17 protein-coding genes are annotated in these 13,794 nt (G+C 48.4%); 16 read left to right on the top strand and 1 reads right to left on the bottom strand.

The window, feature by feature from the left end:
* Positions 1 to 277: 277 nt before the first annotated feature.
* The 16 genes from LK536_RS30715 to LK536_RS30640 all read left to right on the top strand — a co-directional run bounded on the left by LK536_RS30715 (position 278) and on the right by LK536_RS30640 (position 13,625).
* Entirely contained in the window at positions 278 to 637 is a 360-nt protein-coding gene (locus LK536_RS30715; RefSeq protein ID WP_040382467.1) for a molecular chaperone Hsp90, read from the top strand.
* A 255-nt stretch (positions 638 to 892) separates the two neighbouring features.
* Positions 893 to 1,465 carry a hypothetical protein gene (locus LK536_RS30710; protein ID WP_050927378.1) on the top strand — a complete coding sequence of 191 codons (573 nt, stop codon included), beginning with the start codon at positions 893 to 895 and terminating at the stop codon, positions 1,463 to 1,465.
* A 78-nt stretch (positions 1,466 to 1,543) separates the two neighbouring features.
* Positions 1,544 to 2,971, top strand: coding sequence for a type I glutamate--ammonia ligase (gene glnA, locus LK536_RS30705; RefSeq protein WP_120057301.1), 1,428 nt, complete (start codon positions 1,544 to 1,546; stop codon positions 2,969 to 2,971).
* 177 nt (positions 2,972 to 3,148) lie between these two features.
* Positions 3,149 to 3,820 (top strand): response regulator transcription factor, encoded by a 672-nt coding sequence (locus LK536_RS30700; protein WP_025487333.1) that lies wholly within the window; start codon positions 3,149 to 3,151, stop codon positions 3,818 to 3,820.
* Complete coding sequence (locus LK536_RS30695; RefSeq protein ID WP_227794883.1) at positions 3,817 to 5,001, top strand: sensor histidine kinase; 1,185 nt, start codon at positions 3,817 to 3,819, stop codon at positions 4,999 to 5,001. The genes LK536_RS30700 and LK536_RS30695 overlap by 4 nt, the downstream gene beginning before the upstream one ends.
* 63 nt (positions 5,002 to 5,064) lie before the next feature.
* Positions 5,065 to 5,745 carry an ABC transporter ATP-binding protein gene (locus tag LK536_RS30690; RefSeq protein WP_227794882.1) on the top strand — a complete coding sequence of 227 codons (681 nt, stop codon included), beginning with the start codon at positions 5,065 to 5,067 and terminating at the stop codon, positions 5,743 to 5,745.
* A gap of 4 nt (positions 5,746 to 5,749) precedes the next feature.
* On the top strand, positions 5,750 to 8,002 hold the full coding sequence (locus tag LK536_RS30685; protein ID WP_227794881.1) for an ABC transporter permease: 2,253 nt from the start codon (positions 5,750 to 5,752) through the stop codon (positions 8,000 to 8,002).
* A 126-nt stretch (positions 8,003 to 8,128) separates the two neighbouring features.
* Complete coding sequence (locus LK536_RS30680) at positions 8,129 to 8,755, top strand: DUF4317 family protein (RefSeq protein WP_227794880.1); 627 nt, start codon at positions 8,129 to 8,131, stop codon at positions 8,753 to 8,755.
* A 46-nt stretch (positions 8,756 to 8,801) separates the two neighbouring features.
* Positions 8,802 to 9,311 carry a VanZ family protein gene (locus LK536_RS30675; RefSeq protein WP_227794879.1) on the top strand — a complete coding sequence of 170 codons (510 nt, stop codon included), beginning with the start codon at positions 8,802 to 8,804 and terminating at the stop codon, positions 9,309 to 9,311.
* Between the two features lies 1 nt (position 9,312).
* Positions 9,313 to 10,011, top strand: a complete 699-nt coding sequence (locus LK536_RS30670) for a DinB family protein (protein ID WP_227794878.1) — start codon at positions 9,313 to 9,315, stop codon at positions 10,009 to 10,011.
* A 198-nt stretch (positions 10,012 to 10,209) separates the two neighbouring features.
* Positions 10,210 to 10,455, top strand: coding sequence for a hypothetical protein (locus tag LK536_RS30665; protein WP_227794877.1), 246 nt, complete (start codon positions 10,210 to 10,212; stop codon positions 10,453 to 10,455).
* A 99-nt stretch (positions 10,456 to 10,554) separates the two neighbouring features.
* A complete protein-coding gene (locus tag LK536_RS30660; protein WP_268886848.1) occupies positions 10,555 to 10,680 on the top strand; it encodes a hypothetical protein in 126 nt (41 codons plus the stop codon).
* A 21-nt stretch (positions 10,681 to 10,701) separates the two neighbouring features.
* Complete coding sequence (locus LK536_RS30655) at positions 10,702 to 10,974, top strand: hypothetical protein (protein WP_227794876.1); 273 nt, start codon at positions 10,702 to 10,704, stop codon at positions 10,972 to 10,974.
* 66 nt (positions 10,975 to 11,040) lie between these two features.
* Positions 11,041 to 12,630 carry a hypothetical protein gene (locus tag LK536_RS30650; protein ID WP_227794875.1) on the top strand — a complete coding sequence of 530 codons (1,590 nt, stop codon included), beginning with the start codon at positions 11,041 to 11,043 and terminating at the stop codon, positions 12,628 to 12,630.
* Between the two features lie 6 nt (positions 12,631 to 12,636).
* Entirely contained in the window at positions 12,637 to 12,870 is a 234-nt protein-coding gene (locus tag LK536_RS30645) for a hypothetical protein (RefSeq protein ID WP_227794874.1), read from the top strand.
* Between the two features lie 14 nt (positions 12,871 to 12,884).
* Positions 12,885 to 13,625 carry a zonular occludens toxin domain-containing protein gene (locus LK536_RS30640; protein ID WP_227794873.1) on the top strand — a complete coding sequence of 247 codons (741 nt, stop codon included), beginning with the start codon at positions 12,885 to 12,887 and terminating at the stop codon, positions 13,623 to 13,625.
* Here the strand turns inward: LK536_RS30640 and LK536_RS30635 are convergent.
* Positions 13,617 to 13,745: a hypothetical protein gene (locus LK536_RS30635; RefSeq protein ID WP_268886847.1), complete on the bottom strand. Its 129-nt coding sequence runs from the start codon at positions 13,743 to 13,745 to the stop codon at positions 13,617 to 13,619. The genes LK536_RS30640 and LK536_RS30635 overlap by 9 nt on opposite strands.
* Between the last annotated feature and the right edge of the window lie 49 nt (positions 13,746 to 13,794).

The following is a 13,794-nucleotide window of genomic DNA, read 5'->3' as shown; positions in this document are numbered from 1 at the left end:
AATGAAACAAAAAAACAGACAGCCCCATGACACTGGTATTGATTCTGATAACGGGTTATGGGGTGATTCTTATAATATGACCATAGGTGGGGGAAACCTTCCAGCCGGAATATTTGAAGAGGGTCCATGCGATTATATGGGCAGACGTGATGGACCGGAGCGGCCGGAATAGGGGCGGTAAACATAAATTATTGTTTAAATTCCGGCTGTCGAATTGCAAAAGTCAGGTAATTATGGTAATATATAGTTAAAATTCAGAAGAAGGAAGGTACTGGTTATGGATAAGGAAGTATTAAGTTTTGTTGTAGAAAAGACTAACGAGTTAATAAACGCAGCATCCTGCAACAGCGAGACAAAGGCAGCCGCAGAGGCATGGCTGGCAGCGGTGGGAACTGACGGCGAGGCGGAAGCAACCAAAACATATGTGAAGGAACTGGAAGCAGACATCATGCCGATTGATGGTTTAATCGGATTTGCGGAGTCGGATGCCGGAGCACAGGTATTTGGAGCGGACCACGCCAGGGTTGTGGCTGCCCATGCCAAGGAAATCAAGGCTGCAGGGGCGAAATATTGTGATTGCCCGGCCTGCGCGGCAGTAGAGGCAATCCTTAATAAAAAGGAAAGCATCCTCGGATAGAAGCAGCTGAATAACAGGAACATTACATAGGGCATCAGTCATATTAATGATTGGTGCCTTTTCTTTATCGCATAATCCGGTAGGTGGGTTAAAGACATGGGCGCAGGAATAGGATTCATAATATTGATATTTCAGCCATGTTTTGCTATACTAAGTGCTATATATGCATATGAACAAGGACGTACATGGGCGACAGCCGGTTTGAAGCACAAGTATATACAAAGCATCATTTCTTTGCGAAAGAGTTGGAATAAGATGAATAAGACACATATATTTGAGATTATGAATGGGAATTTTATAGCAGGGGCTAATCCGAGATTAGAGCGCCATGTGCGAAATGAATTTACTGAGAGTTCTGACTGCCTGGAGGCGTATAACAAAATATACGAAGCGCGGGTACGTATGGGGAAACGGCTGGGGACCGGAGAGGAAGACCCGGATATAATGGATATTGTTGATGGTGCTGAATCAAAGATACAGTATATCTGTTTAAAGATGTATGATTACGGTGCCGGACTCCTGGCCATGACCGGTGGCGGTCAAGAGTTCCAACTGATACAGATAATTGAGAAAGAGTGGATGGACGCGGACCTTCATGCAGGAAAAAACATTGGACATGCCATGGCCCGGCTTGAGGAGCGGATGGGTACAGACAGCACGGATCCGGATATACGGATCCTGGTTGAAGGCTATGAATACATAGCCCGCCGCATGGGAGTGAAGATGTATGGATATGGCGCATATTTTACAGGCCGTGTCAATACAGCCCCGGATGTCCCGGACTATTATGAAAATGCAGAAATTGTTGATAAAGACAGATTTAATTGACGATTAATTTCCGAAGATATGGTAAAATCAACATAGCAGGACACAATTGCTTTAAAAAACGATTTGGAGGGGAAGGACATGTCAAAAAGTTCAGGGATTTTACGTATCTGCGAAGAAAAGGGAATCAAGATGATTGATTTCAAGATGACGGATTTAAGCGGCCGCTGGAGGCACATCACCATTCCGGTTGAAAGGTTTGATGATGGGATTTTTACACAGGGCATTGGTTTTGACGGTTCCAATTATGGGTATGCCCCAGTGGAAAAAAGTGATATGGTATTCATACCCAATCCGGAAACTGCTGTGGTGGATCCGTTTACAGAGATTCCCACACTGACCATGTGCGGGGATGTCTGTGTCATTGGAAAGGAAAACAGGCCCTTTGACCAGTATCCCAGGAATGTAAGCTTAAGGGCCATTGAATACATGAAGGAACAGGGGATTGCGGACCAGATGCTCATTGGGCCGGAATTTGAATTCCATCTGTTTGACAATGTGAGCTTTATGGTGGAACCGCAGCGCATGGCATTTTCAGTGGATACCAGGCAGGCTGCCTGGAACAGCGGACGTGAGAGCACTGACAACAAAGGTTTCCAGGTCCCTGGCGGAGGGGGATACCACATTGCCGCCCCTCAGGATGTGGCGTATAATTTAAGAAGCAGGATGTGCATGATGCTTCAGGACTGGGGCGTGGATGTGAAGTACCATCACCACGAAGTGGGCGGTTCGGGTCAGATGGAGATAGAGGTGGAACTGGGCGACATGGTGGACATGGCTGATAAGACCATGATTGTCAAATACGTTGTCCATAATGCTGCGGTCCAGGATGGAAGGACATGTACCTTCATGCCCAAGCCCATTTACAAAGAGGCCGGCAATGGAATGCATGTCCATATGCTTCTGATGAAGGATGGGGAGCCGGTTTTCTATGACGAGGATGGTTATTCCGGACTGAGTAAAACAGCCCACTATTTTATAGGCGGCCTGTTAAAGCACGTGGCGTCCCTGTGTGCATTTACAAACCCGTCCACCAATTCCTTCAAGCGCCTTGTGCCTGGATATGAAGCGCCGGTAACCATCGGATATGCCACATCCAACCGGAGCGCCGTCATCCGGATTCCGGCCTATGCAAAGACGCCGAAGGCAAAACGCTTCGAACTGAGGAACCCTGATGCAACAGCCAATCCATACTATGCTTATGCGGCAATCCTCATGGCCGGCCTTGACGGGATTAAGAACAGGATTGACCCTGCAGAACATGGGTGGGGACCTTTTGACTGTAATCTCTATGAACTTCCGGATGAGGAGAAGGCAAAGATCCAGTCCCTGCCAAAAAGCCTGGATGAGGCCCTGGATGCCCTGGAGGCAGACCATGGTTATCTGACCGCGGGCGGGGTGTTCCCGGAACGGCTGATTGAAGTATGGCTTAAAAAGAAACGGGAAGAGAGCCGCGAGATGTCACAGATTCCCCATCCGGCAGAGTTCCAGCGTTATTATGACCTGTGATGATTTACATCAGATAGGATTCACACCGGATGGTGCTTCGTGCCTCACAACGTATATGCGCTGTGGGGCACAATCTGTCTTATAACCCTGCGTTTGCCAAGTGGGCGGATTCTTTTCTTGTAACCCTGCGTTTAACAAGTGGGCGGATTCTTTTCTTGATTCAGCGGAGAGGACAAAATGATTGAAGTTTATCACATTGAAGATGATAAGGCGATTGCACATGCGGTCAAAGAATATCTTGAGCAGCACAATTGCCGGGTTTCGGTTTTTACAACAATGGAAGAGGCCAGGCAGGCCATGGTACGCCAGGTTCCTGCAATGGTGCTGGTGGACTGGAACATGCCGGATGGACAGGGGGACATGCTGTGCAGATGGATCCGATTAAGGTGGAGGGAGCTTCCTGTTATTTTCCTCACTGTACGCGGCGAATCCCATGATATGGTATCGGGTTTCAGGAACGGGGCTGATGATTATGTGGTGAAACCATTTGAACTGGAGGTCCTGTATTCACGTATCTGCGCATTGCTGCGCAGGGCAGGATATGTATCTGGGCAGTATCTTACCTGTGACGGTATCACACTGGACACGAGCGGAATGAGGGTATTCTGCGGGAATGAGGAAGTCACCTTAAGCCAGCCGGAATATCAGGTGCTGCTGGTCTTATTGCAGAATAAAGGCAGGACCGTTCCCAGGGAAATGCTTTTAGAACAGGTATGGGACAGCAACGGGAATTATGTGAATAACAATACGCTTACGGTTACCATCAAGCGCCTGCGCGGGAAGCTGCACCAGCCCTCCTGCCTTAAGACTATCCGCAGCTTTGGCTACCGTATGGAGGACTCCGTATGATTGGACAGAAGAATATGGGAATACTGCTGGGGGTTATGCTGGCAGCCTGCCTGCTGGCATCGTCCGTTACAGCCGCAGTCATGACAGGGCTGAATAACCGGACACAGTTCCAGCTGCTGGGCAGTGTGTGTCAGGGAATCCTTAAAGAAAATCCAGATTTAGAACAGACCCTGTTTCCTGTTTTAAAAAGAATTAAAAACAAGCAAGCATTGGGTGAGGAAGACAATGTGCTTTTGGCATATGGCTACCGGGAGTCTGACTTTCTGAAACACACATCCGGATACAGCATCCTTCCTGCAACGGCGGGCTTTGGCATTGGGGCGCTGCTGCTTTTTACCGTTTTCTGGTACTGGCGCAGAAAGGAGGCCATGCGCATAAAAGAGCTGACAGAATACCTTGAAAAAGTGGACACAGGAAGCCCGGGCCTTCTCCTGACAACCAAAGAAGACGGTTTCTCACAGCTGCAGGATGGGATATACAAGACCGTTACCATGCTGTATCAGACGAGGGAGGCTGCCGTAACAGCAAAAAAAGGGTTTGCGGAAAACCTGTCCAACATTGCCCACCAGATTAAAACACCTATAACGGCCATTTCCCTGTGCGCACAGATGATGGAAATACATCCATCCCAGGATTACCTGGCACAGGTGCATAAGCAGCTGGGACGGCTGACCCATCTGGAGGAGGCATTGCTTCTCCTGTCACGTCTTGACGCAGGAACCCTTCCCTTGAAAACAGAAGCAGTGGATGTCTATACTGTGGTGAGCCTAGCCGCTGACAATTTACAGGAAATGTTCGATGCCGCCGGACTGTCTGTTGATATCCCTGAAATGGGGGAAATGGAGATAATGGCTGACCTGGACTGGACCATGGAAGCATTGATGAATCTTTTCAAAAACTGTGCGGAATATACGCCGCCAGGGGGAACGGTCCATTGCGCCTGTTCCCAAAACCCGCTTTACACGGAAATCATCCTATGGGATGAAGGTAAAGGATTTGATAAGGAAGATATCCCCCATCTGTTTGAACGATTTTACAGAGGGAAGAATGCGGCGGACAATGGAACCGGCATCGGCCTCTCCCTTTCCAGGGAAATCATTGAACGCCAGAATGGCACAATCCGGGCCGTCAATCAACCAGGCAGAGGCGGAACCTTTGAAATCCGGTTTTACAGTCACTAAGCAGTCACTTTGGCCTGTTATAATGAAAGCAAAGTTAATATAACAGGGAAAGGAGCAGAAAGCTTGGAAATTTTAAAATGTGAGGATTTAAGTAAGGTATACGGTGCCAGGGATAACAAGGTCATTGCCCTGGATAAGATTAATCTTTCGGTCCAAAAGGGGGAATTTACTGCCATTGTGGGAGCGTCAGGTTCAGGAAAATCCACACTGCTGCATGTGATTGGAAGTGTGGACAAGCCCACTGAGGGGAGGGTCCTCATAGAGGGCAGGGATATTGCTGCCCTGAATCCCACCCAGTCAGCCATCTTCCGGCGCAGGAAGGTGGGACTGGTCTACCAGTTCTATAATCTGATTCCGACCCTGACGGTCCGGCAGAATATCCTGATACCGCTTCTGCTGGATAAAAAGAAGCCAAACCAGGAATATTTTGACCATATTGTAAAGTCTTTGGGCATTTCTGATAAACTGGAAGCCCTGCCGGGCCAGTTATCAGGAGGGCAGCAGCAGAGGACCGCCATTGCCCGGTCCCTGATTTACCGTCCGGCCCTGCTTCTGGCCGATGAACCAACAGGCAACCTGGACCGGAAGAATTCCAGGGAAATCATTGATATGCTGAAATTATCCAACCAAAGCTTAAACCAGACCATTCTGCTCATAACTCATGATGAGGCCATTGCTCTGGAAGCCAGCCGTGTCATAACCATAGAGGACGGACGTATCATAAGCGACCGGAAGCGGGGGTAAGGATATGTGGAGGGATTATTCAATCAGTTATATTAAGAAAAACCGGGCTTCCAGCATATCCATCATTGTGGCAGCCTTTATATCGGCCTTATTCCTTTCTTTTCTGTGCAGTCTGTTTTATGGTTTCTGGGTGTATGAGGTAGAAGGGATTGTTTTGGAGGAAGGGGACTGGCAGGGGCGTATTACGGGTATCATGGATGCGGACGATTTGACGATGATACAGAGCTTTGGTAATGTGAAAAAAGCCGTGGTCAATAAGGACTTGTCCAATGGACAGGAAACCGTTATTGATATTTATTTTGAGGACGCCAGAAGCATTTTCCAGGACATGCCCCTGATTGCAGACAGGCTGGAGGTTGAGGAGGATGCGGTATCCTACAATCTGCTGCTTTTATCCAGATACCTGATTCATGACCCAAAGGATGAATCACCGCCGCTTCTAATGACATTTTACCTGGTCATCCTGTTGATTGTTTCCTTTTCCCTGATCCTGATCATCCGCAATTCATTTGCAATGTCCATGAATGCGCGGATACACCAGCTTGGTATATTTTCCAGTGTGGGGGCCTCGCCAGGACAGATACGGACCTGCCTGATACAGGAGGCGGTGGTGCTCAGCCTGGCCCCCATTCTTTTTGGCAGCATTTTGGGAATCGCCCTCAGCTTTGGCGTGACCCAGGCAATTGAACTGATAGCGGCAGATATTCCAGGCAGGCATGAAGCTGGTTTCAGGTACCATCCCATGGTTTTCGGGGTCACAATCCTGTCCTCCTTTCTTACCGTACTGTGTTCTGCATGGCTTCCGGCAGGAAAACTGAGCAGAATGACACCATTGGAAGCCATCCGCAATACTGGTGAGTGGAAACTAAAAAAGGAAAAACATTCCCATATCCTGCGGTTCCTGTTTGGGATTGAAGGCGAACTGGCCGGGAATTCAATAAAGGCCAGGAGGAAGGCAATGTATACCTCAACGCTGTCCCTGACCCTTTCATTGCTGGGTTTTACGCTGACCTTGTGCTTTTTTACCCTTTCAGGCATCAGCACAGGATATACTTATTTTGAAAAGTATCAGTCAGTGTGGGATGTCATGGCCACTGTGGAAGATACGGACATAGAAGATTTCAGGATGACGCAGGAATGGAAGGAGCTGCAGGGGCTGGACCGTGTAAGGGACCTGGCCGTGTATCAGAGGCTGGAGGCTGCGGCCCGCATCCCTGAAACAGGGCAAAGCCGGGAACTGGCCGCCCTTGGGGGAATCGGCATGGTTGCGGGTCCTTTGGCTGTGAAAGCGGATGATGCATGGCTGGTGCAGGCGCCTGTAGTTGTGCTGGATGATGACAGCTTCATGGAATACTGCAGGCGGATTGGAGCATCACCACGGCTTGACGGAGCCATTGTCCTGAACCGTATATGGGACAGCCTGAACAGCAATTTCCGATATCCCAGATATATTCCTTATGTGGATGAACGCCTTGGGACGGTTGTTCTGCAGGAAGCCGGGGAGACAGGAGATGGAACAGGAAGGACGACACGGGAAGGAAACGGGAAAAATACAACCGTGGAAATCCCGGTCATTGCCTATACGCAGGAAGTTCCTGTTTTAAGGGAGGAGTATGACGGTCATGCATTTGTGCAGTTTGTCCCATTGTCTTTGTGGGGGGAGATATCCGGGAAAATAGGGGAAGTGAGGCAGGATACCAGTATACGGATACTGGCTGCAAAGGGGGCATCCCTGGCTGATATGGATGCGCTGGAGGGCGATGTATTGGAACTGCTTGGCAATAAGTATGGGATTGGGATTGAAAACCGTATCCAGGAGAAAATCACCAATGATTATATGATTTTCGGATATCAGCTGATTCTTGGCGGCCTTTGTTCCATCCTTGCGCTGATTGGAATCGCCAATGTGTTTTCCAATACCTTGGGCTTCCTGCGCCAGAGAAGACGGGAATTCGCCAGGTATATGTCCATAGGCATGACGCCGTCAGGAATACGCAGGCTGTTCTGCATCGAAGCATTGGTGATTGCAGGACGCCCGGTCCTCATTACCCTGCCGATTGCTGTGGCAGTGATGGGATACATGATAAAGGCCAGCTATTTAGACCCAATGGAATTCATGGCTGAAGCACCAATCATACCAATCCTTGTTTTCTGTCTGTCCATCTTTGGTTTTGTTGCACTGGCCTATTATCTTGGTGGGAGAAAGGTGCTGCGGTGCAATCTGTCCAATGCCCTGCGGGATGATACGCTGGAGTGATTTCCGGTTTCATGTTTTGGGATTTTATGGTATAGTGACAGGGGGCAGTGGACCTGTCCTCCTTTACCCATATGCCCATGAATAACAGAAAAATACAGAGAAATGACAGAGAGGTAATGACTGGCAATGATAAACAGAGAAGATATGCTGGAACTGACAAGACGGATGACGCTTTCACGGACCTCCTTTACAAGGATAGCAGGATGCTATGTGGACAGGGATGGTGATTTTGACGGGAGCTTCAATACGAATTTCCTAAAGCTATCGGCAGCAGAGCGGACAAAGAAACTGAAGCTTGCAAAGGAAATCCCTTTTTCACCAACGAATGTAAACCTGAAGAAATATGAATTTACCCAGAGTATGCGCAAACCAGGCAGCATGTGGCAGCTGCTGATGGCAATGAACGAATGCGGTCTGAAAAACGATGCCTTGATGGACACTTTCTATGATGTTGTTATGGAAAAATACCGTACATCTTCAGATTATACCATCCTTGTTTTCCATGACCGGTATGATATCCCGGCAAAAGCTTCTGATAATGAAAGACTCTGGGAATCAGAAGAAGTGTTTGAATACATGATTTGCGCCATCTGCCCATTGACAGGGGAGTATGAGCCGGGGAAGCCGGAGTGCGGATTTTTATTCCCGGCCTTTACCGACAGGAGCGGGGATTTGAACCACATTGCGGTATTCCAGGCAGATACCGGACGGCCGCATGATGAAATATTAGAGGTGCTGGGGTTGATGGTTTGATGTCCGGGGTTAACGGAAGATGGTTGGAGGGCAGAGGAGAAGAGGGATGCTGGCAAATAAGGATAAGAAAGCAAATAAGAAAAAGACAAAAGATAAATATCTGTGTGCATTTTTCCTGGTTTATATGGTTGCATTGTTCCGCATTACTGTTTTCCGTTCAAACTTCAGCCTGTTTCATGTCATGGAGAACGGAACAATCAACCTGTCCTTGTTTCAGGACTATATTCCTTTCATCAGGCAGGGAAGATGGTTTCTGTTCCTGTACCTGTTTGTGGGCAATATTATCTGGTTTGTTCCATTTGGGAGCATGCTTCTGTTATCCGGTAAGGTGAAGGGAATCTGGAGTGCGGCATTATGCGGGTTATTACTATCCTTTATCATTGAAACATTGCAGTATATATTTGGGACGGGCGTGTCAGAACTGGATGATTTGGTATTAAATACAATGGGGGCTGGATTAGGGGCGGCAGTGGTACGGTTGTATCGGCATTACCAATGCCGTCTGGGACGGAAACGGGAAGTACCGCAAGCGTCAGCGGATCAGAATGGGGGTTAGGATGAAATACTTTGGTAATGGATTAAGTGAACTGCACAAAGAGTTGAATACAATTATCCGCAAAGCGGATAAATTGGAGGAGGCAAAGACACTGTTTTTTGAACTGCATTCCAAGCTGCATGTATCATCAATGACAGGGGCAGAACAGAATGAAACCGATAGTCTGCTTGGTGACCTTATGCCCAGCGAATACCGTATCATGCCAACCTCGAAAGATGAAACAATTGCATGGGTATTATGGCATATTGCAAGAATTGAAGATCTGACCATGGGAATTCTTGTTGACGGGGGAGGGCAGGTGTTTGACAGCAGATGGAAAAGACAGCTGAACGTCCACATTTCAGACACAGGTAATGCTTTGTCAGATGATGAAATCATGGAATTAAGTGCCGGGCTGGACATGAAAGAACTCATTGCATACCGGAATGCGGTTGGACAAAGGACACAGGATATTGTAAAGTCGCTTTCTGCAGACGATATGAAGCGCAGGGTTTCTGCCCAAGGACTTGAGGCTGTTAAACAGTCCAGCGGTGTGACGGACCAGGAAGAGTCATTGTGGCTTCTTGACTTTTGGGAAAAAAAGGACGTAGCAGGTCTGCTGCTAATGCCCCCGACACGCCATGTTATCCTGCACTTAAATGACTGCGGCAGGTGGAAACAGCATATCCGCGACAATAAGAAGTGCTTTCGCCGTGCGTAGCGCCAGATTTCATAAATGATATGGTAAAAACCATGTGTATCGGAAAATGGTTTAAGGTGCTTGGGCATAAATAGGGTATGTCTTTAACTATTCGCGAAACAACACTTTAACGAATAGTTAGTGGAAAATCTATGTTATCTATCAGATAATCTATCATTAAATCCATATTGAATAAAATTGAATAAAGGTGGTGTCTGTATGTCCGTTGCATCCTCTTCTGATGCTGGTTATGATGTTACTGCGCTACAGGAAATGCTGGATGATTACGAATGGCAGGTGATGCAGTCGGAATCATTGGATACGTCCGTTGATAATGCAAGTATCTATCAGACTGCACAGAACACGTCTGATATCGTACAGCTTCTTCTGTGCGCTGATTTCCTTCTCGCGCTGATTCTGGGTTGCCTGTTATGCTCTATATTCAGCCGTTTCTTAAGGGGTTGATGCTATGCGTTACAATGGTGATGATTTGTTGGTCCTTATGCTGGTTTCGGCCTTTGTGGTAATCACATTGGTCGGACTTATGAACAGGGGGGTTTTGATATGACGGTTGAAGGTCTGTTGATGATGTATGCCCCGTATGTAGGCGCTGGTTTCCTGTTTGGATGCCTACCCATGCTGGCAGGTTTGGGTGTCCAGGCGGTTATCAATATATTTAAAAAAATCTAATTAAAAAAGGAGAAAGAAATTATGACTATGAAAGAGAGATTTGAGGACAAGGTTTGTGTTGCACGTTGCGCGGTTGGTGGTATGGCGGTTGCCGCCCCTCTCCTGCTTGGCACGGTTACATCCTTTGCGGCTGACGAAGCCGCCGACCCATTACTGTCTGCGTGCACTTCCATTGCGTCCAGTGCGTCCGCCGCAATCAACGGTGTGATACCGATTGCTTTGCCGCTGGTCGGCGTGAGCCTGGTGATTACAATCGGACTTAAGGTGTTCAAGCGTATTGCTGGAAAGGCGTAATTAATCTGTATTGGGACAGTCGTCATAGGGATGGCTGTCCCAATCCATTTTGAAAGGGGTAATGATATGCTTGTTTTTAAGCGGTTTGTATGTGTTCTTCTCTCTCTCCTGTTGCTGTCCGTGTTCCCACTGACGGCCCTTGCGGCTCCTGCTGTCCCCACGGTTGCTGAATATGTTTTCAGCACCCTTCTGTCGGCGAATGGGCTTGACGTGCCTTTGACGTCAGTTAATTCCTGGCTTGGTAAGTGGTCGGATTATAACGACTATCTCGAACAGGGGGAACGGGGGGAACTTGGCAGTTACAGCCAGTACCTGTATGACCTGTCCCATAATGCTGAAACGGAAGCCCTGAAGCAGAAAGCAATTGAGAACGCAGGCACCCTTACGGACTGGATGCAACTTGACTGGTCTGGTTCCGGCGGCAAGGAAGTCCCGCTTGGCAAGGGTATCCTGAATGGCTGGTATGATGGTGTCAGGGGGACTGCCGCTGATGTTACAGCGAGTATACAGGGGTATCTTAAGACATTCTCGTCTTATGGCACGGATGCATTGGATTATATCAAGATGTTTACTCCGTTCCAGGAAATTGCCCTTAAGGGTAAACCCGGTCCTGGTCAATATCAGGCTGTCCTTGGTTCCTACCAGACTCCCTATAATGACAGTAACGTGACATGGGTATATAACTATTATTATCCTGTGGATTTCTCTCCGCTCCATAAACCCTATGCCTATCTTGAGTCTTATGATTCTGCCCAGGGCAGATGGTTGTTGCGCGCCCGGTATATATACGGTATCGCCCCGTATATCGGTGAATCCCGTTCCATGCAGGTTTTTACTTGGTTTTACTCCTATAAGCGGACGAACGGTATTGTATCCAACGACACAAGACAGTATACGAATGACGGGGCCTTTTATCTCCCATCTGAAGCAATTCACAAACTTCCATTTCCTGTCTTTGCGAACAAGGCCGCCGCTGATTCATATGTTGCTGACCAGTCTATGCAGGATGTATATAACAAGGTAGGCCAGGGGCTTCCTGTGTCCAATGTCAACCAACAGGCGCAGACCACGGAAGTCAAGGTTGTGCCATCCGTTATAACCTTACCTCAGTCTGGGGTGGATGCCGCTGAACTGCTGGAACGTCTGGATGATGCCATGGATAGGATTGACGAGTTGGAAGCCGCACTCAAGGAAGCTGGCTTAGTGATTGGCTGGGGGAATGATGTTGTACTGCCTACGGAATCGGCAACGACCGGGGAAGGTGAGGACACGGAAACCAAGGCGACCCTTGCGGCTATCCTTGCGAAGGTCGAAGCCATCCCCATGGCGATTGAAGCCATGTTCGATAAGAAGCTTGAACCTGAGGACAGTGACAAGGACTTAGAGGACATGAAGATGCCGTCATCCATTGCCGATAAGTTCCCGTTCTGTATCCCGTTTGACGTGATATATCTGGTCAAGGCAATGAATGCATCAGTCGAAGTACCACACTTTGAACTGCCCTTTGAGATACACTATCAATCGTTTGATTATGCGCATACCTTTGTGGTCGATATGTCTGATTGGGATGCCGCTGTTAAGATACTTAGGACTATGCTCGACCTGTTGTTTATTGCTGGTCTGATATCCGTCACGCGTGACATGATAAGGGGGTAGGATGATATGTCAGTTGTATTTAAGGCGTTAAGCTATATGATGTCGATAGCCATTGATTTACTGCCTGATTCCCCGTTCCGGGGATTCATTGACAGCATTGCATCGATACCGTATATAAGCTTCTTCAACTACTTCGTGCCAGTGAGTGATTTCATTGCAATCCTCACTGCATGGGGGACTGCAATCGGTCTGTATTATGTTGTCAGTGCCATCCTGCGCACGGTCAATGCGATTGATTAAGGGGGTGTGTCTGTGTGATTGTGTTATATTCCGGCACGCCCGGTAGCGGTAAGTCCCTGGACACTGCCAGGACCATCTATAACTGGTGTAGGCGTGGCGCGCCTATCATCTGTAACTTCCCGCTCAACGAGGATAACATCCGTGTCAGGCGCAGGAAGGATATCCATTTTGTTCCAAACGGTGAGCTTAATCCGGATGAATTGGTGGCCTTTTCCAGGACATACTTTTCAGGCCGTCCATGCAGGGAGGACAGCATCCTCCTGGTGATTGACGAGGCCCAGTTATTGTTCAATGCACGTGACTGGTCTGCCAAGGGCCGTGACCGCTGGAACTGGTTCTTTACCATGCACCGTCACTTCGGTTTCTTTATCATCCTGTGCGCCCAGTTTGACCGGATGCTGGATAGGCAGGTACGGGGATTGATAGAGTACGAATACATCCATCGGAAGGTCAACAACATGGGGCTGAAGGGTATATTCCTGTCCTGTCTCCTGCTCTCCCCTACTAACCTTTTCATCAAGGTCAAGGTCTGGTATCCCATGAAAGAGAAGGTCGGCAGTGAGTTCTTCCAGTGCAGGAAAAGGTACTACAGTATCTATGATACGTTTGCCCTGCTGGACAGGGCGGACAGGCGCGAGGAAGGGGGCGTGGGGGCCACGCCGAGCGACTGCCCGGTCTGCCCGGATGGCGCGACCGAACCGCAGGGACTGGCTGTGCTTCCCCCTCCTTGTGATGATGCCCCAATATCAGTCTGATTCATCCTTCATACTCCTGTACATGGCCCTTATGATGATTAATAATATGAGGATTGCGCACACGTGGGCTGTGTATTCCCACATCAGTACTGCATAGATAATCCGTAAAAAAATCGTCAAAAATATACCCCCCCCCCTGCTACTGTATGGAATTGCTGGAGGGGGATGA

Origin of the sequence: Clostridium pacaense, from assembly GCF_020709765.2 — a bacterium.
GTDB lineage: Bacteria > Bacillota > Clostridia > Lachnospirales > Lachnospiraceae > Enterocloster > Enterocloster hominis.
Note: the sequence above shows the minus strand (reverse complement) of the source record. Positions and strands in the feature narration are given on the sequence as shown.

Excerpts from the sequence above, each read along its gene's own strand:
- LK536_RS30715 (WP_040382467.1), top strand. The coding sequence starts at position 278 with ATGGATAAGGAAGTATTAAGTTTTGTTGTAGAAAAGACTAACGAGTTA.
- LK536_RS30710 (WP_050927378.1), top strand. The coding sequence starts at position 893 with ATGAATAAGACACATATATTTGAGATTATGAATGGGAATTTTATAGCA.
- glnA (WP_120057301.1), top strand. The coding sequence starts at position 1,544 with ATGTCAAAAAGTTCAGGGATTTTACGTATCTGCGAAGAAAAGGGAATC.
- LK536_RS30700 (WP_025487333.1), top strand. The coding sequence starts at position 3,149 with ATGATTGAAGTTTATCACATTGAAGATGATAAGGCGATTGCACATGCG.
- LK536_RS30695 (WP_227794883.1), top strand. The coding sequence starts at position 3,817 with ATGATTGGACAGAAGAATATGGGAATACTGCTGGGGGTTATGCTGGCA.
- LK536_RS30685 (WP_227794881.1), top strand. The coding sequence starts at position 5,750 with ATGTGGAGGGATTATTCAATCAGTTATATTAAGAAAAACCGGGCTTCC.
- LK536_RS30680 (WP_227794880.1), top strand. The coding sequence starts at position 8,129 with ATGATAAACAGAGAAGATATGCTGGAACTGACAAGACGGATGACGCTT.
- LK536_RS30675 (WP_227794879.1), top strand. The coding sequence starts at position 8,802 with ATGCTGGCAAATAAGGATAAGAAAGCAAATAAGAAAAAGACAAAAGAT.
- LK536_RS30670 (WP_227794878.1), top strand. The coding sequence starts at position 9,313 with ATGAAATACTTTGGTAATGGATTAAGTGAACTGCACAAAGAGTTGAAT.
- LK536_RS30665 (WP_227794877.1), top strand. The coding sequence starts at position 10,210 with ATGTCCGTTGCATCCTCTTCTGATGCTGGTTATGATGTTACTGCGCTA.
- LK536_RS30660 (WP_268886848.1), top strand. The coding sequence starts at position 10,555 with ATGACGGTTGAAGGTCTGTTGATGATGTATGCCCCGTATGTAGGCGCT.
- LK536_RS30655 (WP_227794876.1), top strand. The coding sequence starts at position 10,702 with ATGACTATGAAAGAGAGATTTGAGGACAAGGTTTGTGTTGCACGTTGC.
- LK536_RS30650 (WP_227794875.1), top strand. The coding sequence starts at position 11,041 with ATGCTTGTTTTTAAGCGGTTTGTATGTGTTCTTCTCTCTCTCCTGTTG.
- LK536_RS30645 (WP_227794874.1), top strand. The coding sequence starts at position 12,637 with ATGTCAGTTGTATTTAAGGCGTTAAGCTATATGATGTCGATAGCCATT.